The sequence below is a fragment of the Roseateles sp. GW821-FHT09G03 genome (assembly GCF_059416045.1).
Genome location: NZ_JBWKOK010000002.1, coordinates 846,799 through 871,285 on the forward strand (window position 1 = coordinate 846,799; position 24,487 = coordinate 871,285).

General features: G+C 69.3%; 22 protein-coding genes and 1 riboswitch. Of the genes, 10 read left to right on the plus strand and 12 right to left on the minus strand.

Annotation, left to right across the window (positions count from 1 at the left end):
* The 8 genes from AC07OZ_RS11005 to AC07OZ_RS11040 all read right to left on the minus strand — a co-directional run bounded on the left by AC07OZ_RS11005 (position 1) and on the right by AC07OZ_RS11040 (position 8,789).
* Complete coding sequence (locus tag AC07OZ_RS11005) at positions 1-939, minus strand: substrate-binding periplasmic protein (RefSeq protein ID WP_495467170.1); 939 nt, start codon at positions 937-939, stop codon at positions 1-3.
* The gene (locus AC07OZ_RS11010) at positions 939-2,078 is read right to left on the minus strand and encodes an FIST signal transduction protein (protein WP_495467171.1); all 1,140 of its coding nucleotides are present in this window, start codon (positions 2,076-2,078) and stop codon (positions 939-941) included. Before AC07OZ_RS11010 ends, AC07OZ_RS11005 begins: the two co-directional genes overlap by 1 nt.
* A 29-nt stretch (positions 2,079-2,107) precedes the next feature.
* Positions 2,108-2,746, minus strand: a complete 639-nt coding sequence (locus AC07OZ_RS11015) for a PhaM family polyhydroxyalkanoate granule multifunctional regulatory protein (RefSeq protein ID WP_495467172.1) — start codon at positions 2,744-2,746, stop codon at positions 2,108-2,110.
* 122 nt (positions 2,747-2,868) lie between these two features.
* Entirely contained in the window at positions 2,869-3,540 is a 672-nt protein-coding gene (locus tag AC07OZ_RS11020; protein ID WP_495467173.1) for a MarC family protein, read from the minus strand.
* A gap of 92 nt (positions 3,541-3,632) precedes the next feature.
* The gene (locus tag AC07OZ_RS11025) at positions 3,633-4,613 is read right to left on the minus strand and encodes a TraB/GumN family protein (protein WP_495467174.1); all 981 of its coding nucleotides are present in this window, start codon (positions 4,611-4,613) and stop codon (positions 3,633-3,635) included.
* A 122-nt stretch (positions 4,614-4,735) separates the two neighbouring features.
* Entirely contained in the window at positions 4,736-7,078 is a 2,343-nt protein-coding gene (locus AC07OZ_RS11030; protein ID WP_495467175.1) for an ATP-binding protein, read from the minus strand.
* Between the two features lie 332 nt (positions 7,079-7,410).
* Positions 7,411-7,716, minus strand: coding sequence for a BTH_I0359 family protein (locus tag AC07OZ_RS11035; protein ID WP_067279348.1), 306 nt, complete (start codon positions 7,714-7,716; stop codon positions 7,411-7,413).
* Between the two features lie 218 nt (positions 7,717-7,934).
* Positions 7,935-8,789, minus strand: a complete 855-nt coding sequence (locus tag AC07OZ_RS11040; RefSeq protein WP_495467176.1) for a hypothetical protein — start codon at positions 8,787-8,789, stop codon at positions 7,935-7,937.
* Between the two features lie 61 nt (positions 8,790-8,850).
* On the opposite strand from AC07OZ_RS11040, the gene AC07OZ_RS11045 reads away from it, so the two are divergent.
* From AC07OZ_RS11045 to AC07OZ_RS11055, 3 genes are read left to right on the plus strand one after another with little or no spacing between them, the layout of a single operon-like run.
* Positions 8,851-9,942, plus strand: coding sequence for a fumarylacetoacetate hydrolase family protein (locus AC07OZ_RS11045; protein WP_495467177.1), 1,092 nt, complete (start codon positions 8,851-8,853; stop codon positions 9,940-9,942).
* Complete coding sequence (locus AC07OZ_RS11050; protein WP_495467178.1) at positions 9,923-10,600, plus strand: DUF4197 domain-containing protein; 678 nt, start codon at positions 9,923-9,925, stop codon at positions 10,598-10,600. The genes AC07OZ_RS11045 and AC07OZ_RS11050 overlap by 20 nt, the downstream gene beginning before the upstream one ends.
* Before the next feature lie 40 nt (positions 10,601-10,640).
* Complete coding sequence (locus AC07OZ_RS11055) at positions 10,641-11,723, plus strand: homocysteine S-methyltransferase family protein (RefSeq protein ID WP_495467179.1); 1,083 nt, start codon at positions 10,641-10,643, stop codon at positions 11,721-11,723.
* A gap of 30 nt (positions 11,724-11,753) precedes the next feature.
* Here the strand turns inward: AC07OZ_RS11055 and AC07OZ_RS11060 are convergent, their stop codons facing one another.
* Positions 11,754-12,959, minus strand: coding sequence for an HD-GYP domain-containing protein (locus tag AC07OZ_RS11060; RefSeq protein WP_495467180.1), 1,206 nt, complete (start codon positions 12,957-12,959; stop codon positions 11,754-11,756).
* A gap of 178 nt (positions 12,960-13,137) precedes the next feature.
* Positions 13,138-13,242: riboswitch (S-adenosyl-L-homocysteine riboswitch) on the plus strand.
* 159 nt (positions 13,243-13,401) lie between these two features.
* Between AC07OZ_RS11060 and metH the strand changes: the two genes are divergently transcribed.
* Together metH and AC07OZ_RS11070 are read left to right on the plus strand one after the other, a co-directional pair.
* Positions 13,402-16,104, plus strand: a complete 2,703-nt coding sequence (gene metH / locus AC07OZ_RS11065) for a methionine synthase (RefSeq protein WP_495467367.1) — start codon at positions 13,402-13,404, stop codon at positions 16,102-16,104.
* A 189-nt stretch (positions 16,105-16,293) separates the two neighbouring features.
* Positions 16,294-16,962: a glycine zipper 2TM domain-containing protein gene (locus AC07OZ_RS11070; protein WP_495467181.1), complete on the plus strand. Its 669-nt coding sequence runs from the start codon at positions 16,294-16,296 to the stop codon at positions 16,960-16,962.
* Positions 16,963-17,076: 114 nt separating this feature from the next.
* Here the strand turns inward: AC07OZ_RS11070 and AC07OZ_RS11075 are convergent, their stop codons facing one another.
* The 3 genes from AC07OZ_RS11075 to AC07OZ_RS11085 are packed head-to-tail and all read right to left on the minus strand — an operon-like array spanning position 17,077 to position 19,417.
* Positions 17,077-18,594, minus strand: coding sequence for a YifB family Mg chelatase-like AAA ATPase (locus AC07OZ_RS11075; protein WP_495467368.1), 1,518 nt, complete (start codon positions 18,592-18,594; stop codon positions 17,077-17,079).
* Positions 18,595-18,616: 22 nt separating this feature from the next.
* On the minus strand, positions 18,617-18,745 hold the full coding sequence (locus AC07OZ_RS11080) for a hypothetical protein (protein ID WP_495467182.1): 129 nt from the start codon (positions 18,743-18,745) through the stop codon (positions 18,617-18,619).
* 36 nt (positions 18,746-18,781) lie between these two features.
* Positions 18,782-19,417, minus strand: coding sequence for an ImmA/IrrE family metallo-endopeptidase (locus AC07OZ_RS11085; protein ID WP_495467183.1), 636 nt, complete (start codon positions 19,415-19,417; stop codon positions 18,782-18,784).
* A 244-nt stretch (positions 19,418-19,661) separates the two neighbouring features.
* Here AC07OZ_RS11085 and AC07OZ_RS11090 point away from each other — a divergent pair, with 244 nt between their 5' ends.
* The 5 genes from AC07OZ_RS11090 (at position 19,662) to AC07OZ_RS11110 (ending at position 24,383) form a co-directional block, all read left to right on the plus strand.
* Entirely contained in the window at positions 19,662-20,384 is a 723-nt protein-coding gene (locus AC07OZ_RS11090; RefSeq protein WP_495467184.1) for a TorF family putative porin, read from the plus strand.
* 10 nt (positions 20,385-20,394) lie between these two features.
* Positions 20,395-20,733, plus strand: a complete 339-nt coding sequence (glnK, locus tag AC07OZ_RS11095) for a P-II family nitrogen regulator (protein ID WP_067279313.1) — start codon at positions 20,395-20,397, stop codon at positions 20,731-20,733.
* 137 nt (positions 20,734-20,870) lie between these two features.
* Positions 20,871-22,415 (plus strand): ammonium transporter, encoded by a 1,545-nt coding sequence (amt, locus tag AC07OZ_RS11100; RefSeq protein ID WP_495467185.1) that lies wholly within the window; start codon positions 20,871-20,873, stop codon positions 22,413-22,415.
* Between the two features lie 78 nt (positions 22,416-22,493).
* Positions 22,494-23,447, plus strand: coding sequence for a LysR family transcriptional regulator (locus AC07OZ_RS11105; RefSeq protein ID WP_495467186.1), 954 nt, complete (start codon positions 22,494-22,496; stop codon positions 23,445-23,447).
* 123 nt (positions 23,448-23,570) lie between these two features.
* Positions 23,571-24,383: a putative hydro-lyase gene (locus AC07OZ_RS11110; RefSeq protein ID WP_495467187.1), complete on the plus strand. Its 813-nt coding sequence runs from the start codon at positions 23,571-23,573 to the stop codon at positions 24,381-24,383.
* Positions 24,384-24,487: the final 104 nt, after the last annotated feature.

Below are 24,487 nucleotides of genomic sequence, written 5' to 3' on the forward strand. Positions count from 1 at the left end.
TCAGCGGGAACCCGGCAACGGCCACCACAAGGCCTTGCGGTCGAGCGGCGTCTGCGCGGGCAGCAGCGGGTTGCGCAGCCTCAGCACACGGCGCTGGTCGATGCGGTGGCGCTGCAGCAGATCGCCGAAGATCTGGCGCGACAGGCGCTCGAAAGTGCCGTCGGCCACCAGGGCGTTCATGCCGCGCGTCAGGTCCGCCGCCAGCCGCGGACGGCCAGGCCGGACGAACATGTAGAGCGCCGCCGGGTAGTGCAACAGCAGGTAAGGGTCGATGACGAGGTTTTGATCGGCGAAGCTGCTGAGCTCCGAATCGATCTCGAAGATCGACCGCGGGAAGTAGTCGAAGCGACCCGCCGACAGCATCTGGAACAGGCCCTGGTAATGCGTGCTCACCTGCACCGGCAAGCCGTTGGCGCGCAGCACGGCGGTGTCAGGCCAGTCATGCATCTGCCCGGCGGTCAGCCGCGCGAGGTCCTTCAGATCCTTCACGTCGCGCAGGCGGTCGCGGTCGGCGGCGCGCGTCAGGCACAGGCGCCATCCGATCAGCCCGCGGTCCAGCGGAACGCGGACCGGCAGCAGGCTCTTCTCGCGCTGCGGGTCGGTCATCGTCCAGAACACGTCGATGCCGGGGTCGTTGCTGGCCATCTCCAGCAGCGCGCGGCTCTGCACCATCTCCGACTGGGTCTGGATCAGCGCGTAGCGCGTGCCGCTGCGCTGCAGCGCGGCGTGCAGCAGGCTGATGAAGTAGTCGACCTGCTTGTCCTGCTGCGGCAGGTGGCGCGGATAGACGACGGTGGTCGGTTCCGGCGGCGTCGAGGCAAGCGGGACGCTGGCGGGCCGGGCGGCCGACGCGAGCCCCGGCAGGAGGGACAGCGCAGGCAGGGCGGTGGAGAAGGCCGAGGCCGCGGCGGCCTGCAGCAGGTCGCGGCGGGCGGGCATCAGGCGTCCAGGAACACCGTCAGCACGCCGGTATAGCCGTGCAAGCGCGCGTGGGCGATCTCCCCGTTGGCGAAGAAGCCGGCCAGCGGCACGTCGCCGAGCGCGTGCTGCACCCACTGCAGCTCCGCCGACGGCGCGCCGAAGTGCGGCCCGCCGCGACCGGTGCAGCTGAAGTACAGCGCGCCGGCCATGCGGGCGCCGCGCTCCTCCGCCTCGGCGCGGATCTCGGTGCAGATGCGCACGAGGTCGCGCCGGGCGGCGTCGGGGTGGCGTTCGCAGAAGCTCAGCAGTTCGCCCTCGTGCATCTGTTCGGCGACGGCGATGCCGCGCCGGCCGGGATCGAGGCCGACCAGGTGCCGCACGCGCACCTCGGCCCCGTACTCGCGGCGGGCGCCGGGTTCGTCGCTGAGGCCGACCAGCGTGCGGCGGAACAGCGGCATCGCCTGGCGCAGGGAGCCGGATTCGCCGGTGTAGGCGGGCAGCTTCAGGTCCTCGAGCAGCGCGTCGAGCGCCGGCTGGCCGTCGAGTTCCGTGACCAGCGGCCCGTCGCAGCCGGTGACGCGGCGTTCGCGGCCCAGCGGCTGGCAGCCTTGGCTGACGCGCGAGATCCAGCGCACGTCCGGGCCGAGCGCCAGGCCCGACAGACCGCCTTCGAAGACGCCGTCGGCGATCTGCACCGCGTCGTCGCCCCCGCTGACCAGCCCGCCGAAGAGGTAGCCGCTGCTGCAGCGCTGGGCGAGCTCGCTGATCAGTTCCTGCAGGTCGGGCGTGCCGCCGTCGGCGTGGAGCAGCAGGCTGCGCGACTCACAGTCGGGCGTCAGCGGCCGCAGTCCCGAGAAGATCCGCCATTGGTCCGAGGGCAGGTCGCAGAGCATGACGACCAGCGCCGGCTCGTCGAAGTACTCGACGCCGCTGGCGCTGACCGCCAGCGCCGAGGCCCCGACCCAGCCACAGCCCGGCCAGCGCTCGCGCACCTCGTCCAGCAGCGCCTGCGCCTGCGGCACGTAGGGATGCGTGAGGTAGAGGAAACCCAGCGTCGGCGTCATGCCGGCGCGCTGCCCCTCCAGCTGCGCGCCGGCCAGCGCCAGCGCCATGTGGGGATCGGGATGGGTGGCGTGTGCCTGGAAGAAACGAGGCATGAACGGCCCTCGATGGAACTGGGGATGGCTCAAGGCGCCTTGCGTTTGGGGGCGGCCTTGCGCGCGGGTGCCGCCTTCCTTGCGGCGGGCTTCGTGGCGGACTTGGCGGCGGATGTGGCGGACGCCTTCTTCGCCGCCGGCGGGGCCGCCTTGGTCGCCGGTGTCGCGGCCGCCGCGGCGGTCTGGGCCGTCTTCATCGCGTTGGACGCGACCTGCGTGAACTGTTGCGTGAGGGCGTTCCACCATTGCATCGGATCGGCACCGGCAGGTCTGGGACCGGCCGGGTCATGGGCACCCGCCTCCGGCATCGGCGCGGATTTCGCTTCCGCCTGAACCGGCGCTTCCGCCGGCGCCGGCCGCGCGGGCGGCACCGGTGGTGTCTTCAGCACGTCCTTCAGGTCGGCCATCGGCACGTTCATCGCGTGCAGCGTCGACAGCGTCATCCGCTGCACCTCCAGCGCCTGGATGGTCGCGTTGAGCATGCGGGCGTTGTTCTCGAGCCAGAACTGCACGGTGCGCAGTTCGTCGATGCGCTTGTCCAGCTCCTCGGGATCCAGCGTCGGCGCGACCCACTGGTTGAAGCCAGGGATCGCGGCCCCGGCGTTCTTCATCAGTCCTTGCAGGAAATCGAAGCCCGGAACGAATTTGCTGAAGTCGGTGTCCGCCATGGTGTCTCCTGGGGCCGTCCGCGCCGGTTGCCTCCGCGTGCGCGGAGTGCCCGGGGGCGGCCATGGGTCCGATCCTACGTCCTGGCGGGGACCGTCCGATGTCGGGAAGGGCGGTGTCCGCGTCAGGTCGGAATGTGGTTCAGGTCGGCCCAACCGGACCACAGGATCTGGATGCCGATGCACAGCAGCACGAAGGCCATCAGCCGCATCATGACCAGGGTGCCGACCTCGCCCATCTTCATCAGCAGCCGGCCGCCGTTGCGGTAGACCAGGTAGACCACGGCGGCCGTGAAGGCCGCGCCGATGGCGGCGATGCCCGCGCCCATCACGTACGGCACCGGCGAGCGCGGGATCTGCGCACCCAGCGCGATCGCCGCGGCGATGCTGCCCGGACCGGTAGTCAGCGGGAAGGTGATCGGGAAGAAGCTGCGGCGGACGATCTCGGCCTCGGTGATGTCGCCGGGCGAGGCGTGCACCACGGCGGCCTGCATCTCGTCGGTCTCGTTGCGGGTCAGCATGACCCAGGCGCTGTAGGCCACCAGCAGGCCGCCGCCGACGCGCACGACCGGCAGCGAGATGCCGAACAGGTCCAGCACGTAGGTGCCCACCAGCAGCGACACCATGATCACGACCCAGCCGTTGATCGCGACCTGGCGCGCCAGCCGCTTCAGGACCTTGTCGTCGCCGCCGGCCGCGCCGATGACGATCGGGGCCACGCCCACCGGGTTGATGATCGGCAGCAGCGTCAGCGGCACCAGGAACAGCGATTGGAAGAAGGACGGCAGGTTGTCCAAGATGCGCGACTCCAGAGGGAAAGCGTCGGTGGAAAGAAGGAGAAGGCCGGCGGAAAGACCGGGCCGGCGCGGCCCAGTGTGCCGCAACTCGGTCACCGCGATCCGGTCCGCGGCATCAGGGTTACCTCGAAGCCCTGTTCCTTGAGCAAGGCAGTGAGCGCGCGCGGTCCGGTCATGTGCATCGCGCCGACGGCCACCAGCAGCGACTGGCCGCGCTGGTGCAGTTCGGAGATCCGTTGGGCGAGGGCGGGATTGCGCCCGTCGTTGATCCGTTGCAGCGCGGCGCGGTCGGCGGCGTCGGCCACGCAGTCGCACCAGTCGGCGTACCGGTTCAGGCGGCCCAGGTCGCCGCGGTCGTAGACGCCCACCATCGTGTCCAGCGTGCGCAGCAGCGACTTCGGCCGTTCGAGCTGCTGCAGGTTGGATCGCAGTTCGCGCCGCGCCGCGTCCTCGTCGGCGGGCAGCAGCGCCTCGAGCTGGCCCTGCAGCGTCTCCAGCGCCAGCACCGGCAGGCCGCGGTCGCGCGCCCACTGGCTCAGCAGCATCTCCTGGCCGTAGCGCACGTCCAGTCCCAGCGACCGGGCACGCAGCAGCATGTAGGTGCTGGTCTGCAGCAACGGATGCATCGCGGCGAGCGCGCGGGGCTCCAGGCACACCGCCGCGGCCTGCGCGTCCAGCCGCTGGCGCAGGGCGGCGTCCAGCGGCAGCTCGGGCATCGCCGGCATCTTCCAGGCGTCGCGGTCGAGCGGGTCGAGCTCCAGCGCGACGGCGTCGACCTCGTCCAGCGCCTTGCGCAGCCGCGGGCCGGGCGCGGCCCAGCCCGGCTTGCCGACGTGCAGGCTGGCGTAGAGGTAGGAGGTCCGCCCATCGCGCTTGAGCGTCCACATCAGGCCGCGGTCCTTGGCCTGGGCGGCGAGGCGGTCGGCGGACAGGGGCGCGGGCTCGGGCGGACAGGAGGCCTTCGGCGCGGCCACCGCGCCGGTGCCGAGCAGCAGCGCCAGAAGGGCGAGCGCGCCGGTGGCGAGACCTCGCGAGGCTCGCGTCAGGAGAGACGACAGGGACGGATGCAGCATGGGCGGCACGATGCCATAGAACCGGACCGGTTCGAGGCAAGCGGTGCACCCACCGAAGAGCGAGGCCTGATTGGGGAGACCCGAATGGGGAGGCCGAAATGGGGGCAAGAGTGATGAAGGGGTCAGGTCTCGCCGGCCCGGAAGCCCATCGGGCGGCGCTGCCGGACCTCCGGCTTCACGCGATGTTCGGCCTCGAGCAGCGTCATGAACTCGTCGGGCGACAGCGCCTCGCCGAGGATCTCGGCCTGCTGCCGCACCGCCGCGAAGTCGCCCAGCGTCAACGCATCCAGCGCGCCGAGCCGGTCCGCTTGCGCATCGTCCGGCCGCGTGCCGACCTCGCGCTCGAACATCGTCAGCCGCTGGTCCAGCCGCAGCGCCTTGAAGCGGATCTTGAAACTGAAGCGGCGCAACGCCGCCTCGTCCAGGTCGTCGAAGGCGTTGGTCGTGCAGATGAAGAGCCCGGCGTGGCGTTCCATGCCGGCCAGCATCTCGTTCACCTCGCTGACCTCGTAATGCCGTTCGGCGCTCCGGCGGCTGCGCAGGAAACTGTCGGCCTCGTCCAGCAGCAGCAGCGCGCCCTCGGCGGCGGCGGTTTCGAACATGCGGGCCATGTTCTGCTCCGTCTCGCCGACGTACTTGGACATCAGGTCGCTGGCCAGCCGTACCATCAGCGGCCGTTGCAGTTCCGACGCGATGTGTTCCGCCAGGGCGGTCTTGCCGCTGCCCGGCGGGCCGTGGAAGCACAGGCTGCCCATGCCGCGGCGGCGCAGCGCCTCGATCAGGCGCGGCAGCGCGAAGCGGCATTCGCAGTGGATCAGGTCCAGCGAGTAACGCGTCGCCGACGGCCGCGCCTGGGGCGAGGCGTCGACCAGGCCGAGCGCCTTGTCCGCATGCAGCAGCTGCCGGCTGACGAGGCGTTCGTTGAAGGCAGCCCGTGCCTCCGCATCAGCATCCGCGCCGCCGTCGGCAACGTCACTCCGTTCGCTGCCCGCCAGGCGTGCGAAGCGCACGGCGGTGCGGACCTGCGCCGGCGTCAGCCCGCGGCGCTCGGACAGCCGTTCGGCGAAACCCTCCGGCACCGGCAGTTCCTCCAGCGCCTTGCGCACCAGTCCCAGCCGGGCGCCGGGTGGTGGCGAGGTCAGTTCGAGGTGGTACTGGAAGCGGCGCCGGAACGCGGGGTCGATGTGCTCGATGCGGTTGGTGATCCACAGCACGGGAACGGGGTTGGTCTCCAGGATCTGGTTGACCCAGGCCTTGCCGTTGACGGTCATCGTCGCCGGCACCTCCAGCGCCGCGTCGAGCCGGGCCATCAGGTGCGCGGTGTCGCCGCTCAGGTGCGGGAAGACGTCCTCGACCTCGTCGAACAGCAACGCGACGTCGTGGCTGGCCTTGAGGAATACCTGGCTGATCTGCAGCGAGCGGTAGCGGTCGCGGCCGCTCAGCGCGTTGCCGTCGCGGTCGGCGTACTCGACCTCGTACAGGCTCAGGCCGGCCTCGCGCGCGGCGACTTTCGCCAGCTCCGTCTTGCCGGTGCCCGGCGGACCGTAGAGCAGCACGTTCACGCCCGCCTGTGCCTGCGCCACCGCCTGGCGCAGCAGCGTCGCGAGCAGGGTCACGTCCTCGGCGATGAAGTCGAAGTCGGCGCGCTGCAGCGGGCTCGGCGTCACCGGGCGCGTGAACACGGCCATCAGGTCCTGCGGGCCGTCGTAGGCGCGCATCAGCACCGGCGGCAGCTGCTCGCTGACCTTCATCAGGTCGGAGAGGTCGGTGATGTTGTGCTCGGCGATCAGGTTCTCGATCATGCCGACGCGCTCCAGCCGTGAACCGGCGCGCAGCGCGTCGGCCACCTCGTGCGCATCGACGCCGGCGACCTCCGCGATCGCGGCGAAGGCCTCCTGCGCGGTGTTCACCTTGAACTCGACCAGGGCGCCGCGCAGTTCACGCTGATAACGCGCCAGCGTGCCGTAGAGCAGCAGCGCACGCTCGGCAGCGTTCAACTGAAGCAGGCGACCGAGGACGTCGATGTTCTGCTCCACCAGCGTGGATCGGCTCCGCAGTTGGCCATCGAGCGCGTCGCAGGTGCAGGACAGCAGCGCCAGCAGGTCCTTGGGGGCGTCCTTGATGTACTCGTCGAGGTAGAAGAACAGGGTGCCCTCGGCGAAAGGGCCGCGCCAGACACCGTGACGGGCGAGGAAGGCGGCGTCGCCCAGCCGCTCATGCCCGGCCCACAGCGAGTGCCCCTGGCAGCGCCGTGCCAGATAGCCACGGACGCGCGCCAGCACCTGCGGCGGCCAGACGAGGTGACGCGCGGTCAGCGCGAGCAGGCCGCTGAGGTCGCGGCGCGGATTGAAGCGGTTGGCGTGGCGGACCGTCAGCGTGAGCACGAAGTGCGAGCACATGAGGTCCAGCACCGGGCTGTCGGACAGGCCCGGAGAGTCCAGCGGGAGCTGCGCGCGCTTGGCCATGGTTCGTGCGGGAGGGGAGTCTCCGGAACGAGAACGGCGTCGAGGACGCGGACATGGCCCCGGACCCGGGCGCCGCTTGCCGCTTCACCCCTCGGAGGGGCGCGGCTGCACGATCTTGGCGCAGGGAAGGTTTGGGGACAAGCCCCGGCTGATGGGATCAGCGGAGTTCGGCGGGGGACAGCGTGCGGGAGGCCAAGCGCGGGCTCTCCGCGGCGCAAGGGGCATCGCGTCCGCGAACCCCTAGCACCACTCCGGCCCCACAGGCAATCGCTGACTGCCCATTGGCGGGGCAGTGGCTGACTGCATGTCAGGGGGCGGGTGCTGCGGGAGGATCAATGCATGATCACGGGCTGCTGGCCCAGGTTCGCGTATTGCGCGATGAAGGCGTCGAGGTCGTCGACGTCGGGGCCTTGCTCGATCAGGGCTTCGACGCCCTCCTGGAAGGTCTGGGCCAGGGCACCCTCGATGAAGATTTCCTTGCGGGTGAACTTGTCGACGATCTCGAAGCCGTCGCGCTGCAGCGAGGGAAGGTTGGTGTGGTCCACCTGGGCGGCGTGCGCAGCATCGCCAGCGGACGGCGCGACCGGTACATCGAACTGGACGACGATGTAGCTCGGTGAGTCGTAGAGCATGTGCATGAAGGACTCCTTGGTTGTAGGAGTTATGGCCTGTTGCGACGGATTCAAGACCCGTCGCTCCCAACCCAGGCCATGACCCATGGTGGCAGAACTTGCGGAACACGCTGGCCGTGCCTCAAGCATTTGTGGTGCCAACCGCACAAGGTTTCACGGATATACGAACCGTAACGCGCACACACGGGGTCGAGGTCAAACGGACATGTGCGCGGCTGACGGGATCACTCCAGCAAGCGGAGCGCCCACTGTTCGTCATCGTCCAGGCTGAAGCGCAGGTCCACGGCCAGGAAACCCCGCCGGCCGTCGAGCCAGACGGACCATTGCAGCGCGGGGCGGCCCGCGCCGCGCACGAGATCGCGCCGCAGGAGCCACCGGTCGCCGTCGCGGGCGATCACCTCGAAATCCCAGTCGCCGACGCCCGTCGGACCGGCGACCGGGACACGCATCCGCTGGCCGAGAAAGGGCGCGGGCTCCGCGGCCATCATGGCGGCCAGTTGCAACCACCACGAGAGGCGATCCTGCGTGCCCGCCGACAGGGGATAGGCGCGCGCGCCTACCAGCAGAACCGGCCGCGCGGCGTCGCGGTCGAAGATCTGCAGTTCGCGTTCGCGGCCCTGGCGGGAAACGCGATGCCGTTCCGGCTGCAAACCTTGCGGACCCACGCGACCTTCGCTGCGCCAGACCGGTAATTCGCGATCGCCGGCGCGGCGTTCGAGCGTGATGTTGTAGCGGCCTTCTCCGATGTGAAAACTCAGGGCCGCCTCGCCGGGTTGGCCGTCGATGAGGAACGCGTAGGCGAGGGTGCCGTCGCCGTGCAAGGGCATCGCGAGCAGCGCCGGCACGGGACGGGTCTCGGGCGCGGGGGCGCTGCGCGGGGATGTGCGCCGCACGGCGGGCGGAGCGATCACGGGTGCGACCGGTTCGGCCTTCGGCGGGGGCGGCGGGCGCGGTGCGTCGATGATGCGGGTCGTCACCACCGGCGTGTCGATCGCCTGCGGCAGCGGGCGCCCCGAGAGCGCACCGATCGCTCCCGCGTGCAGCATCAGCGCCCCGGCGACGGCTGCCGCGAAGGCCATCCGATCCTGAGGTGAAAATGCCGCCAACGATCGCCCCACGAATGACTGTCCGCTCACCACAATGAAACTCGCCACCTACCGCGACGGATCCCGCGACGGCCAACTGGTGGTCGTGTCGCGAGACCTGAGCCAGGCATGCTATGCCAACGGGATCGCCACGCGCCTGCAACAGGTGCTCGACGACTGGAATTTCATGGCGCCCCAGTTGGAGGCGCTGTCGCAGTCGCTGAATCACGGCCGGGCGCGGCACGCGTTCGCGTTCGATCCGAAGCAATGCCTGGCACCGCTGCCGCGCCTTGCCGGATGGATCGCCGGCGAGGCCTACCCCGAGCAGGGTCAGGCCTTGCGCGAACGCGGCCTCGCGTGGCCGGAGCGGCTCAGCGCGCCGCTGCTGCGCGCCGGCGGCGCGGAGGCGCTGCTCGGTCCCACCGAATTGCTGGACCTGCGCACGCCGGGCCTGGAACCGGAGCCTCAGCTCGCCGCGCTGACCGGCGATCTGGCGCAGGGCGCGGTGCCGTCGCAGGCGCTGGAGTCGATCCGGCTGCTGATGCTGGTCAGCGACTGGGTGCTGCGGCCGGTGCAGCAGGAGGAACTCGCCAACGGCTGGCCGGCGTTGCACAGCCGCCCGGCGCTGCAGTTCGCACCGGTCGCCGTCACGCCCGACGAACTGACCGGCGCCTGGTACCTCGGTCGCGCGGCGCTGCAGCTGCAGGTCATGCGCAACGGGCGCAAGCAGGCCGTCGTCGACGCGAAGACGGGCATGAAATGGTCCTTCGGCGACCTGCTGGCCGAGGCCGCCCTCAACCGGCCGCTGCGCGCCGGCACGCTGGTCGGCGCGGGCACGCCGGTGCTCGGCAAGCCGGTGTCGCTGGAACCCGGCGACAGCCTGCGCATCGAGTTCAAGCTGGGCGACGGCCCCGGCCCGTTCGGCGCCATCGACATGGACCTCGCGGAGTCGGAAGATGCAGTGTCGGACGACGCCGGCACCGACGAGGACGCCACGGACGAATCCTCGAACAAGCCCTCTGACGAGTCCGCGAACGACGCTGCCGCCGATACCCCGGATATCGCTGCCGAGGCCGCCCCTGAAGCCGTCGAGACGGCCACCCCTGATGCTCAAGAAGGAGACACCGATGAATCTGTTTCGCCGTGACCTGATCGCGCTGCTGGGCGCTGGCTGCGCCTCGCCCTGGGCAATGGCGCTGAGCCTGAGCGAGGGCGACGCCGCCTCCGGCGTGCGCGCGGCGCTCGAACGCGGCGCCCAGGCGGCGCTCGCCAACCTGGGGCGCACCGACGGCTTCCTCGGCAACCCTCAGGTGAAGATAGAACTGCCCGGCGCCCTCAAGGACGCCGCGCGCCTGCTGCGCACGACCGGCCAGGGCAAGCGCATCGACGACCTGATCACCTCGATGAACCGCGCCGCCGAGCAGGCGATGCCCGAAGCGCGCCAATTGCTGGTGACCACCGTGCGCAACATCAGCGTCGAGGACGCGGTGAAGATCGTGCGCGGCGGCGACAACGCGGTGACGCAGTTCTTCGAGGAGAAGACCCGCTCGCCGCTGACGACGAAGTTCCTGCCCATCGTGACGAAGGCGACCGAGCGCCAGTCGCTGAGCGAGAAGTACAACGCGGTGGCCGGCAAGGCCTCCGGGTTCGGTCTCATCCGCAAGGAGGACGCCAACCTGCAGGGCTATGTCACCGACAAGGCGCTGGACGGCCTCTATTTCATGATCGGCCAGGAAGAGAAGAAGATCCGCCAGGACCCGGTCGGCACGGGAAGCGCCATCCTGAAGAAGGTCTTCGGCGGTTGAGAACGGTGGGCCGGGGCGGGGCTTTCTACAATCGAGCCCCATGAATGCCCCGACTTCCACCCGTCCCGCCGTCGCCTACACCCGCGGCGCCGCCTTGCCCGCCATCCTGGCGCAGCGCATCGCCGTCCTCGACGGCGCGATGGGCACGATGATCCAGCGCTACAAGCTGACGGAAGCCGACTTCCGCGGCGAGCGCTTCGCCGATCATCCCAAGGACCTCAAGGGCAACAACGACCTGCTGGTGCTGACCAAGCCCGAGGTCATCAGCGAGATCCACCGCCAGTACCTCGATGCCGGCGCCGACATCATCGAGACCAACACCTTCGGCACGACGACCGTCGCGCAGGAGGACTACGGCCTCCAGGACTACGCCTACGAGATGAACGTCGCCGCCGCGCGGCTGGCGCGCGAAGCCTGCGACGCGTTCAGCACGCCGGAGAAGCCGCGCTTCGCGGCCGGCGCGCTCGGCCCGACGCCGCGCACGGCGTCGATCAGCCCTGACGTCAACGATCCCGGCGCCCGCAACGTCGATTTCGACACCCTGCGCAAGGCCTACTACGACCAGGCCAAGGCCATGCTGGAGGGCGGCGTCGACCTGTTCCTGATCGAGACCATCTTCGACACGCTCAACGCCAAGGCCGCGATCTTCGCGGTCGACGAGCTGATGGACGACACCGGCGAACGCCTGCCGGTGATCATCTCCGGCACGGTGACCGACGCGTCGGGCCGCATCCTGTCGGGGCAGACGGTGACGGCGTTCTGGCACTCGGTGCGGCATGCGCAGCCGATCGCGATCGGCTTGAACTGCGCGCTCGGCGCGGCGCTGATGCGGCCCTACATCGAGGAACTCTCGAAGGCGGCCGGCGACACGCCGATCTCCTGCTACCCCAACGCCGGGCTGCCCAACCCGATGAGCGACACCGGCTTCGACGAGACGCCGGATGTCACCGGCCGCCTGGTCGGCGAGTTCGCCGCCGCAGGCTTCCTGAACATCGCGGGCGGCTGCTGCGGCACGACGCCGGACCACATCCGGGCGATCGCGCAGAAGGTCTCCGCCTACCAGCCGCGCCGCTGGGGCAGCAAGCTGTTCAGCGGGCTGGTCGAGGAAACCGAAGAGGCCTGATCCCGGCGCGGCTCGCGGCCGCGCGGGCGATCAATACAACTTCAACATCGCATCCATGTTGATCCGCAGGCGGATCTCATGCGGCGCGAGGCTGGCCGTGATGGCCTGCGCCTGCAGGCGCGTGTCGCGCAGCACCGGCGACGTCAACGGCGTGCCGCTGCGGCCGAGCAGCGAGGCCACCAGCGGCGCGTTGGCGCTGTGGCCGCGCTTGAGGACCATGCCTTCCTCGCCGTTGGCCAGCCGCACCAGCGACCCGGGCGGGTAGAGCCCGATCGCCTTGATCAGCGCGGCACCGGCCTCGTCGGGCTGCTGGAGCTCGTCGAGGTAGACCGCCCGCGCCGCCTGTGCCGCGGACAACGGCCGGCGGCTGCGCCGCGGGCTCAGGCGGGCGCCGTAGACGTCGGCGCGCCGGAGCAGCCGCGCCATCAACTCGCCGTCGGAACGGCCGCTCAGCGGTCCCGGGCCGGCGTCGTGATGCAGGCGCACGGCGGTCAGCCAGTCCTCGTCGTCGACGCCGATCGCCAGCAGCGTCGCCGCCGCGCGGTCGCCGTGACCGGCGAGCTGTTCGCGCTGCGCCTCGCCGAGCGCCTCCGGGCGCATCGCATGCTGGTCCTGCTGCGCGCCGCTGTCGAGGTTCATCGTCAGCGCCGCCAGCCCGAGCGTGCGGCGGCGGCCTTCGCCCCAACCCAGCTGGCGCGTCGTCATCTCGACCAGCGCCAGCGACAGCAGCGCATGCCGCGCGCTGTACTGCAGCGGCTCCTGGCCGGCGTCGTGCACGAGCATCGCCAGCGAGGCGTCCGGTTGCTGCGTCAGCCGGCCCAGCACCTTGTCGAGCAGCTCCGTCAGGCGCAGCAGGAAGTCCGGCCGCCGCGCATCGCGCAGCACCTGCTGCGCGTGCCATTGCAGGTCGGCCCAGATGGCGGTGTGCGCCGGCGCCGTCTGCTGCGGCATCGGCATCGGGCGCGTGGGCTTGTATTCGGCGGTCGCGTTGGCCAGCGCCGACATCGACGCACCCTGCAGCATCATCGTGTCGAGCTTGTGGGCGAGGGCGCGCTGGTACTCGCGCGTCTCATGCGCCTGCACGAACGGCCCGCGGGCCAGCAGGTCGCGGACCTGCGGGGTGTCGGGCAGCGGATGCCCGGAGGCGAACAGCAGATGTCCCGCCGCGTCGCGCAGCGAGAACGTCAGCACCTGTCCCACGCGCAGGCTGTTGGGAGGAAGTTGGACCAGATCCACGGCGGCTTCCCATCGACGTGTCGTCGTCTTGTCGTTGTTGTGTCGTTGCGCCGCGCAGGATACGGGCGCACGCGGCCCCGCAAGGCATTACGGCACGAACAAACCAGGGCCGGATCGGTAGAATGCACGCTGTTCCCGCTACCAGCAAGGCCGCACCCGCGCCCCTGCGGCGGCGGTGGTTTCCGAGGAGCGTTGCGACAGGTCCCGTCACCCGGGTGCCCGCCAGGCTCGGAACGGCGGTGTCGGACTCCCGGACACCGCCTCACAACGGCGCTCACCGACCCGCGTTCCGCGGGGTTGCGGTGAGTTGCGCGGCCCCGTCTTTCGTTCCAGCTCACGTCCAGCTTCGAAAAGCGCCGCCGCCATGTCCGCCCCGAATTCCGCCGCCAACGCCCCCGACCTGTCCGCCGCGCAGGGCGCGACGCCCGTCGCCGTGCCGCCGATGAAGCTCTCCGGCCTGGAGCCGGTGAACATCGGCGCGGGCACGCTCTTCGTGAACATCGGCGAGCGCACCAACGTCACCGGCTCGAAGGCCTTCGCGCGGCTGATCCTGAACGGCGAGTTCGAGGCCGCGTTGAGCGTCGCCCGCCAGCAGGTCGAGAACGGCGCGCAGGTCATCGACATCAACATGGACGAGGCCATGCTCGACAGCAAGGCCGCGATGGTGCGCTTCCTCAACCTGATCGCCTCGGAGCCCGAGATCGCGCGCGTGCCGATCATGATCGACTCCTCCAAGTGGGAGGTGATCGAGGCCGGCCTGAAGTGCATCCAGGGCAAGGGCATCGTCAACTCGATCTCGCTGAAGGAAGGCGAGGCGGAGTTCCGCCGCCAGGCCAAGCTGATCCGCCGCTACGGCGCGGCCACGGTGGTGATGGCCTTCGACGAGACCGGACAGGCCGACACCTACCAGCGCAAGATCGAGATCTGCACCCGCGCCTACCGGATGCTGGTGGACGAGATCGGCTTCCCGCCCGAGGACATCATCTTCGACCCCAACATCTTCGCGATCGCCACCGGCATCGAGGAGCACAACAACTACGCCGTCGACTTCATCGAGGCGACGCGCTGGATCAAGCGCAACCTGCCCGGCGCGAAGGTCAGCGGCGGCGTGTCCAACGTGTCGTTCAGCTTCCGCGGCAACGAGCCGGTGCGCGAGGCCATCCACACGGTGTTCCTGTACCACGCGATCCAGGCCGGCATGGACATGGGCATCGTCAACGCCGGCATGGTCGGCGTCTACGACGAGATCCCCGCCGACCTGCGCGAGCGCGTCGAGGACGTGGTGCTGAACCGCCGCGAGGATTCGACCGAGCGGCTGCTCGAGGTGGCCGAGACGGTCAAGGGCGCCGCCAAGGACGACAGCGCCAAGCTGGCCTGGCGCGCCGGCGACGTCGCCGCGCGGCTGTCGCATGCGCTGATCCACGGCATCACCGACTTCATCGTCGAGGACACCGAGGAAGCCTGGCAAGGCATCCTCGCCAAGGGCGGCCGGCCGCTGCACGTGATCGAAGGGCCGCTGATGGCCGGCATGAACGTCGTCGGCGACCTGTTCGGCGCCGGCAAGATGTTCCTGCCGCAGGTGGTGAAGAGCGCGCGGGTGATGAAGTCCGCCGTCGCGCACCTGGTGCCCTACATCGAGGAAGAGAAACGTCTGATGGCCGAAGCCGGCGAGGACGTGCGCTCCAAGGGCAAGATCGTCATCGCGACGGTGAAGGGCGACGTGCACGACATCGGCAAGAACATCGTGACGGTGGTCCTGCAGTGCAACAACTTCGAGGTCGTCAACATGGGCGTGATGGTCCCGTGCCAGGACATCCTCGCGAAGGCCAAGGTCGAGGGCGCGGACATCATCGGGCTGTCGGGCCTGATCACGCCCAGCCTCGAGGAGATGCAGTACGTCGCCGCCGAGATGCAGCGCGACGACTACTTCCGCATGAAGAAGATCCCGCTGCTGATCGGCGGCGCGACGACCAGCCGCGTGCACACGGCCGTCAAGATCTCGCCGCACTATGAAGGCCCGGTGGTCTATGTGCCGGACGCGTCGCGTTCGGTGGGGGTGTGTTCGGACCTGCTGTCCGACGAGCGCGCCACGCGTTTCATCGACGAACTGAAGTCCGACTACGAGAAGGTCCGCGAGCTGCACGCCAACAAGAAGCAGACGCCGATGGTGACGCTGGCGCAGGCGCGCGCGAACAAGCACTGCGCCGACTTCACGACCTACACGCCGGCAGTGCCACGCTTCATCGGCAAACGCCAATTCCGCAACTACGACCTGGCCGAGCTCGCGCAGTGCATCGACTGGGGCCCGTTCTTCCAGACCTGGGACCTGGCGGGCCCGTTCCCGGCGATCCTCAAGGACGAGATCGTCGGCACCGAGGCGCAACGCGTGTTCAGCGACGGCAAGCGCATGCTGCAGCGGCTGATCGAGGGCCGCTGGCTGACCGCCAGCGGCGTGATGGGCCTGTACCCCGCCGCGCAGGTGAACGACGACGACATCGAGATCTACAGCGACGAGTCGCGCACCGAGGTGCTGATGACCTGGCGCGGGCTGCGCATGCAGACCGAGCGGCCGGTCGTCGACGGCGTGCGCCGGCCCAACCGGGCGCTGGCCGACTTCATCGCGGCCAAGGGCACGGTGCCGGATTACATCGGGCTGTTCGCGGTCACCGCGGGCCTGGGCGTGGACAAGAAGGAGCAGCAGTTCATCGACGACCTGGACGACTACTCCGCGATCATGCTGAAGGCGCTGGCCGATCGCCTGGCCGAGGCCTTCGCCGAACGGTTGCACCAGCGCGTGCGGCTGGACCTCTGGGGCTATGCGGCGGACGAGACGCTCAGCAACGAGGAGCTCATTGCCGAGTCCTACCGGGGCATCCGTCCGGCGCCGGGTTATCCGGCCTGCCCGGACCACCTGGTCAAGCGGGACATGTTCCGCGTGCTCCAGGCCGAGGACATCGGCATGGCGCTCACCGAAGGCATGGCGATGACGCCGGCGGCCAGCGTCAGCGGCTTCTATCTGGCGCATCCGGAGGCGGCGTACTTCAACGTCGGCCGCATCGGGGACGATCAGGTGGCGGACTGGGCGGCCCGGATGGCGCTCGACCACCAGGACGCGCAACGGGCGCTGGCGCCGCTGCTCGGCTGACCCGCCGCCGCGCTGTTGCGACGCGGCAGCGACGCGCCGGCGCAACGAAAACCGCAGGATGCGGCCTTGTCCTACAGGCCGCGTTTCACCCCTTTACAAACGGGACAGTTTTCGGCCCCCGCGACTTGTAACAGCGTGGCATTCTTCGCCCATCCCCCGTTGCTAGGGGAAAACCATAAGAGGTGAATCATGGCGTTGAATACCAATCAGAAGATCGCGGCTGGGGCCGTTGGGGCGACCGTGCTGGTCGTGGCGGCCTTCTTCGCAGGGCGTCAAGCGGCGCCGTCCCTGCCCGATTCGCCGGTGGCGGCGACCGAGCAGCAGGGCAACATCGTCGACCGCAATGGCGCCAACGCCGCGGACGAGTCCCGGGCGGCCCGCCGTTCCGGCGATGACGCGGTCCAGCAGCGTCCGGCCAACGACTCGCGCCGCGTGGCGCAGCAACAGGCGCCGCGGGACGGCGGTTCGACCGGTTATGCGGACAACAACGGCACGTCCGGTTCCGCCCAGTCCGAATCCCGCATCTGCTCGGCCTGCGCGACGGTGCTGTCGGTCCACACCGAGGCCCGTCAGGGCCAAGGCACCGGCATCGGTGTCGTCGGCGGCGCGGTGGTCGGCGGCCTGCTGGGCAGCGCGGTCGGCGGCGGTACCGGCAAGAAGATCGCCACCGTCGGTGGCGCGGTCGCGGGCGGCTACGCCGGCAACGAAATCGAGAAGCGCCAGCGCAGCACGACCGTGTGGGTGGTCAAGATGCGCAACGCCGACCAGAGCAACCGCACGATGACCTTCAGCCACGACCCGGGCGTGCAGGCCGGCGACGTCGTGCGCGCCAGCGAAGGTCAGCTGATCCGCCAATAAGCGCCGCGCGGTTCCGCGCGCGCTCATCGACAACGCCGGCCATGCCGGCGTTTGTCGTTTCTGGACGGGCGCCGTGAGGCGTGCGTAAGGCCTGCATAGGGCGTGCATGAGGGGTCAGTCATTGCGCCCCGGCAGTGCCCGTCGCCACTGGATCGCTTCCGAGACATGCAAGGCTGTGATGACGTCGCTGTCGGCCAGGTCGGCGACGGTTCGCGCGATGCGCAGCACACGGTGGAAGCTGCGGGCGGACCAGGCCAGTCGCGCCGCCGCGCGATGCAGCATCGCTTCGCCCTCCGGCGACATGCCCAGATGCCCGTCGAGTTGCCCGGCGGCCAGCATCGCATTCGAGCACCCCTGGCGCCGCACCGCGCGATCACGCGCCGCGACGACGCGAGCCGCGACCGTGGCACTGGTCTCGCCATCCGCAGCCGCCGACAGGATGGCCGGGGACAACACGGGCACCTCCACGGTCAGGTCGATGCGATCCAGCAGCGGCCCTGAGAGACGGTTCTGATACCGTGTGACCTGGTCCGGTGAACATCGGCAGGCCTTTGTCGGATTGCCGAGATGCCCGCAGGGACAGGGATTCATGGCGGCGACCAATTGGAAGCGAGCGGGGAACTCCGCCTGATGCGCCGAGCGCGAGATGTGCACGCGGCCGGTCTCGAGCGGTTCACGCAGGGCTTCCAGCGACATGCGTTGGAACTCGGGCAGCTCGTCGAGGAAGAGCACCCCGTGCTGCGCGAGCGTGATCTCGCCGGGGCGAGGCGGCGAGCCTCCACCGATCATCGCGGCCGCCGAGGCGCTGTGATGCGGCGCGCGGAAAGCGCGCTGTGCCCACATCGACGGGCGGAACTGCCCGTTCGCGCTGAGCAGCGCGGCGGACTCCAGCGCTTCCGACTCCGATAGAGGCGGCAGCAGCGTCGGCAGCCGCTGCGCAAGCATCGACTTGCCGGTGCCCGGCGGTCCGACCAACAGGATGCTCAAGCCGCCCGCCGCCGCGATTTCGAGGGCGCGCTTCGGTCCGGACTGTCCCTTGATGTCGCGCAGGTCGAGCGGGGTCTCGCCGCGCGGTGGCGGATCGCGCTGCACGCGCGGCAAGGGCGCTTCGCTGTGCGGTTGCAGCGCGTTCACGAGGTCGAGCAGATGCGCCGCCTCTCGCACGACGAGTCCCTGCACCAACGCCGCTTCCTCGGCGCAGCCCCGAGGCAGGACCAGCTCCCGCTCAAGCCTGGCCGCGCGCAGCGCGAGCGCCATCGCCAACGCGCCCTTGACCGGACGCAGCTCACCTGAGAGCCCGAGTTCTCCGGCGCATTCGATGTTCGTGAGCATCTCCGCGTCGATCTGCCCGCTGGCCGCGAGGAGTCCCAGCGCGATCGGCAAGTCGAAACGCGCACCTTCCTTCGGCAGGTCTGCCGGCGATAGATTGACGGTGATGCGCTTGTTCGCCGGGAACTCCAGCCCGCTACTCTGCAGTGCGGCACGCACGCGCTCCCGCGACTCCTTGACTTCGAGGTCCGCGAGCCCCACCAGCGTGAAGCTCGGCAGTCCGTTGGCCAGATGCACTTCCACTTCGACCGCGGCGGCCGACAGCCCGTCCAGCGCCCGGCTGTGGATGATGGAGAGGGACATCGCCATGAGATGTCGCCTCGCCTCAGCGTTTGGGCAGGCCCTTGAGCACCGTCTCGATGGTGTCTGTCGCCGCCTTCAGCAGTTCAATGCCGGTCGTCGTGTTGACCTTGTCGAGATCGGAGGATTGAAGAGGGGGAGGATGGTCGAGCACGTGCGGCTCCTTGAGCGGCTTGAGCGGGATGCAGGCTCATCGGCTATCGAGCAACTGGCCGTATCGAAAGGACAGCAGTCCGCGAGGAACCCACAGCGTCTTGGCAATCTGGTCGACATTTCTCATCCATCCGCTGGTGACGCACCACCGCAATTTCTCAGTGGGAACCAGCAAGCTGGCGGCGAACAGGTTGGCGGCCTGGTCCCGCGGATCGGGGGCTTCGTTGGCGAACGAGTTCCACGATTCAAGTGGGGGACATTCATGGCGCAGCACGATGTGGCCGAGTGCATGGGCGATGGCGAAGCGCAGCCGGTAGATCGGATCGCTGACATCCACCACGATCCAGAACTTGCCGTCCGCGCCGGGATACGCCGAGCTTCGATCCCCGTCGGTCAGGGCATATACCTCAATGCCCATGCGCCTGGCGATCCGCTCCGGAACGATCGGCATCGCACCGTCTCCGTACCGCTTCACCACCCACTCCGCCGCGTCCTCCGGCCGCATGTGCGACAGGTCCACGGGCCACTGGATCTGCACGCCACTCGACTTGCCGTCCAACTCTCCGTTGGACTCTCCGTCGGACTTGCCGCCTGTTCCGTCGCCTGACATCCGCATCCCCTCCGCACCCTTCCGGTTCCTGAGGTCCGCAGTGTCCGCAGCGAACGATTTCACGCCTAGCACCCTGTTGGGGCGTTTCTAGGGTTAACCAATCCCCCATCCGCGCATGCATTTGGTGCGCTTTGACGCTTGACGGGGCGGTATCGGCAACCGTTCGTCGCGGCGTGAGCCGGAATGGGGCCCTGTCGGAGGGAAATGTGGGGGAGCGGGCTCGCCCGGGAATGCTTGGCACAAAAGCTGCAAAGCCTCGTTGGAAGCAGTCGCCCAGAGTCGCCCCAACAATCAGGAGTCCCCGCGCATGAAGCCCATCGCCGCCGTCCGTGCCGCAGCCGTCGCCGCCATTGCCGCCATCGCCCTTCCGGCGCTGGCGGAGGAGACCAATCCGCTGTCCTTCAACGTCAGCGTCACCTCCGACTACCGCTATCGCGGCATCTCGCAGACCCGCCTCAAGCCCGCCCTGCAAGGCGGCGTGGACTACGCCCACTCCAGCGGCTTCTACATCGGCGCCTGGGCCTCCACCATCAAGTGGATCAAGGACGGCGGCGGTGACGCCGACATCGAGATCGACACCTACGCCGGCTACAAGACCGAGGTCGGCGGCGGCGTCACCGTCGACGTCGGTTTCCTGCGCTACAACTACCCCAGCAACAAGCTGCCCACCAGCGCCAATACCAACGAGCTCTACGGCGCCGTCTCCTTCGGCCCCGCCACGCTGAAGTACTCGCACGCGATCAGCAACCTGTTCGGCTTCGCCGACTCCAAGCAGAGCGGCTACCTCGACCTCAGCGCCACCTTCGACGTCGGCGGCGGCTTCACGCTGACCCCGCACGTGGGCCACCAGAAGGTCAAGAACAACGGCGACTTCAGCTACACGGACTACTCGCTGACGGCGAACAAGGACTGGGAGGGCTTCACCTTCGGCCTCGGCTTCGTCGCCACCAACAACGACAACTACATCGGCGGCAAGGGCAAGGACCTGGGCAAGAACGGTGTGGTCGTGTCCGTCAAGAAGGTCTTCTGAGGAGCTACGCATGAAACTGATCACTGCCGTCATCAAGCCCTTCAAGCTGGATGAAGTGCGCGAAGCGCTGAGCGCCATCGGCGTCCAGGGGCTGACCGTCACCGAGGTCAAGGGCTTCGGCCGCCAGAAGGGCCACACCGAGCTGTACCGCGGCGCGGAGTACGTCGTCGACTTCCTGCCGAAAGTGAAGATCGAGGCCGCGGTCTCCGACACCGTCGTCGAGCAGGTCATCGAGGCGATCGAGAACGCCGCCCGCACCGGCAAGATCGGGGACGGAAAGATCTTCGTCTCCCCGCTGGACCAGGTGATCCGCATCCGCACCGGCGAGACCGGCCAGGATGCCCTGTGAGGGGGCTCTGAGCGAGCCCTGATCCGACGCGGCCCCCGAGGGAGGCCGCGAAGCCGTCCGCTGCAGTCCTTCGCCGTCCCCGCGCGCAGCAGTTCCGCGCGTCCGCCGATCAAGATCCAACGAAGAGAGTCCCGATCATGAAGAAACTACTCGCCTGCCTGGCCCTGGCCGCGGCAGCCTTCACCAGCCTGGCCCCCGCGGCCATGGCGCAGGATGCGGCCTCCGCGCCCGCCGCCGTCGCCAGCGAGACCACCGCGCAGGCCCCCGCGCCGACGGCGCCGGTGGCCGCCGCCCCGGCCGCCTCGGCCCCCGCCGATGCCGCGTCCGCCGCCGCAGCGGCTCCGCCCGTCATCAACAAGGGCGACACCACCTGGATGATGGTCTCCACCCTGCTGGTGATCATGATGACGGTGCCGGGTCTTGCCCTGTTCTACGGCGGCCTGGTCCGCAGCAAGAACATGCTGTCCGTGCTGATGCAGGTCATGGTGACCTTCTCGCTGATCCTGGTGCTGTGGGCCCTGTACGGCTACAGCCTGGCGTTCACCGAGGGCAACAAGTTCATCGGCGGCTTCGACCGGCTGTTCATGAAGGGCATCTGGGACAACGTCGCGGGCACCTTCGCGCCGGCCGCGACCTTCAGCAAGGGCGTCTACATCCCCGAGATCGTCTTCGCCGCGTTCCAGGCCACCTTCGCCGGCATCACCTGCTGCCTGATCGTCGGCGCCTTCGCCGAGCGCATCAAGTTCAGCGCGGTGCTGCTGTTCATGACGCTGTGGTTCACCTTCAGCTACGCGCCGATGGCCCACATGGTCTGGTTCTGGATGGGTCCGGACGCCTACGCCTCGGCGGCGGTCGTCGATGAGATGAACAGCAAGGCCGGCCTGCTCTGGCAGTGGGGCGCGCTGGACTTCGCCGGCGGCACGGTGGTGCACATCAACGCCGCGGTCGCGGGCATCGTCGGTGCCTTCATGGTCGGCAAGCGCATCGGCTACGGCAAGGAAGCGTTCACGCCGCACAGCCTGACCCTGACGATGGTCGGTGCCTCGCTGCTGTGGGTCGGCTGGTTCGGCTTCAACGCCGGCTCCGCGCTGGAAGCCAACGGCTTCGCCGCGCTGGCCTTCATCAACACGCTGTTCGCCACCGCCGCCGCGGTGCTGGCCTGGTGCGTCGGTGAAGCGCTGCTCAAGGGCAAGGCCTCGATGCTGGGTGCCGCGTCGGGTGCGGTGGCCGGTCTGGTCGCCATCACGCCGGCCGCCGGCAACGTCGGCATCGGCGGCGGTCTGGTGATCGGCCTGGTCGCCGGTTTCGCCTGCCTGTGGGGCGTGTCGGGCCTGAAGAAGCTGCTGGGCGCGGACGACTCGCTGGACGTCTTCGGCGTCCACGGCGTGGGCGGCATCGTCGGCGCGCTGCTGACCGGTGTCTTCAACAGCCCGAGCCTGGGCGGCCCGTCGGCCGTCGGCGACTGGGTGACCGCCGCGACGATCGCGCCGGACGCCTACTCGATCGGCACGCAGGTCTTCACGCAGCTCAAGGCCGTCGTGCTGACCATCGTGTGGTCGGGCGTGGTCTCGGTGATCGCGTTCAAGGTGGTCGACCTGGTGATCGGTCTGCGCGTCTCCGAAGAGGAAGAGCGCGAGGGCCTGGACATCAGCTCGCACGGCGAGACCGCGTATCACAAGTAAATCTTCAGTCTCCTGCAATGTTCAAGCCGCCCCTTGGGGCGGCTTTTTTACGTCCGTGCATCCCCATAATCCGCCGCCATGAACCTCCGCTTTGTCGAAGCCTTCCACTGGGCCGCTTCGCTGCGCAGCATCACGCGCGCGGCGGAAAAGCTTCACATCACGCAGTCCGCGCTGTCGAGCCGGATCGCGACGCTGGAGGAAGAGCTGGGCGTCGTGCTGCTGGACCGGCGCGACAAGCAGTTCCGCCTGACCGTCGCCGGCCAGCGTTTCCAGACGCTGGCGCAGCGGCTGCTCGACATGCAGCGTCAGGTGAAGGAGGAGATGGGCGGGACCGGCGGCGCGGGCCGGCCGGCGGTGCTGCGCATCGGCGCGATCGAGTCGGTGGTGCACAGCTGGCTCACCGGCTGGCTGCAGGAGATGCGCGCGGCGAATCCGGACTTCGAGCTCGAGCTGACGGTGGAGACCTCGCCGGTGCTGGTCGACCAGGTGCGGCGGGGCGCGCAGGACCTGGTCTTCGCGGCGATTCCGGCGGCCGATGCCGGCGGCGTCCGCACGCGGGCGATGGCCTCGATGCCCATGGGATTCGTCGGCCGCTCGGACCTGCACACCAAACGCCGCTACGGGCTGTCGGACCTGGCGGGCCACGACCTGCTGACCTTCCAGCGCGGCTCCCAGCCGCACCAGGCGCTGCTGCAGATGTTCCAGGAGTCGGGCCTGCCGCTGCCGCGCGTGCATGCGATCTCGTCGATCTCGGCGATGGTGCAGCTGGTGGAAGGGGGCTTCGGCATCGCGACGCTGCCGGTGGCGGTGGCGGAACAGCTGGCGAAGCGGACCTCGCTGCGCGTGCTGCGCAGCGACACCGACCTGGTGCCGCTGCCGATCCATGCGAGCTACCGCGAGGATCCGAGTTCGCAGCTCACCGAGTCGGTGCTCGACTCCGCGCTGGATCACGTCGCGCGGCATGGCGCGGGGAAGGCTTCCGGCAGGTCCACCGGGAAAGCCCGCATGGCATCGGCGCCGTCGCGGCGCTAAGCGGAATCACTGCTGGGCTCATCGAAAAAATCGATGATGGTGCGCGGAAAATTTGCGTTGGATCGCGAGGGGTGTCGGCTTCCACAATCCGCTCCATCGTCAGACAGCCACCGCGATCCCGCCATGAGCCACCCGACCGATCTCCTCGATCTCGACGCGTTGTCCAGCGCGCTCGACGTCCGGCGCGCCGCGCGTGCCGGCGGCTTCACCGGCCACACCAGCGGCCTGGCCAGCGAGTTCGTGCAGGCGAATCTCGCGATCCTGCCGGCGGCACTGGCCGACGACTTCCGGCGCTACTGCGCATTGAACCCGCAGGCCTGCCCGCTGCTCGGCGTGACCGAGCCGGGTGATCCGACGCTCGCGGCGCTCGGCGCCGACCTGGACCTGCGCACCGACGTGCCGCGCTATCGCGTGTGGCGGGACGGCGAACTCGTCGACGAGCCCACCGACGTGATGCGCTGGTGGTGCGACGACCTGGTCGCCTTCGTCATCGGCTGCTCGTTCTCGTTCGAACATGCGCTGCTGGCCGAGGGCATCCCGCTGCGCCACGTCGAGCAGGGGCGCAACGTCTCGATGTACCGCACCAGCATCGCGACTGCGCCGGCCGGCATCTTCCGCGGGCCGACCGTCGTGTCGATGCGGCCGCTGACCGCCGCCGACGCGATCCGCGCGGCACAGATCACCTCGAGGCTCCCGCAGGTGCACGGTGCGCCGCTGCATGTGGGGGACCCGTCGCGTATCGGCATCCGCGACATCGCCAGTCCCGACTATGGCGACGCCGTCGACATCCGCGACGGCGAGCTGCCGGTGTTCTGGGCCTGCGGCGTCACCCCGCAATCGGCCATCGCCGCCGCGCGCCCCCCGTTCTGCATCACGCATGCGCCCGGGCACATGCTCCTCACCGATCTCCTCAACAAGGGTCTCATCGCGACCTGATCCCGGCCCGATCACGGCCTGTTTTCGATCCATCTCCGATCCATCTCCGATCCGTTCCCGATCCGTCCCTGATCGGATGCCTCCGCAGTACCGTCCCGGCCGCC